At 65.5% G+C, this 330-nt stretch carries 1 protein-coding gene; it reads right to left on the bottom strand.

Annotation, left to right across the window (positions count from 1 at the left end):
• Positions 1-36: 36 nt before the first annotated feature.
• Positions 37-330, bottom strand: a 294-nt coding sequence (locus tag BN1119_RS07585; RefSeq protein ID WP_041996064.1) for an aminomethyltransferase beta-barrel domain-containing protein, incomplete at its 5' end; no start/stop codon positions are given.

Consider the following 330-nt stretch of genomic DNA (forward strand, 5'->3'; position numbering starts at 1 on the left):
GGGAGTACAGCGCGGACGCTTGTGGGCGTCCAGCCCTTACACTGGATGGCTGAAACGCTGTTCTATGATGCCGCCGCCCAGGCACACTTCCCCGTCGTAGAAGACGGCGGACTGGCCCGGGGTCACCGCAGCCTGTTTCTCGTCGAAGATGACCCGGATGGTCTCATCGTCGATGGGCTGGATCAGGCAGGGGATATCTTCCTGACGGTAACGGGTCTTGACGGTGCAGCGGCGCGGCGCCCGAATGGGGGTGCGATCCACCCAGTGCAGCTGGCTCGCGACCAGGCCGTCGGAGTAGAGGCGGGGGTGTTCCCCTTGCGCCACCACCAG

The organism is Aeromonas bivalvium (assembly GCF_000819765.1).
GTDB classification, from domain to species: domain Bacteria; phylum Pseudomonadota; class Gammaproteobacteria; order Enterobacterales; family Aeromonadaceae; genus Aeromonas; species Aeromonas bivalvium.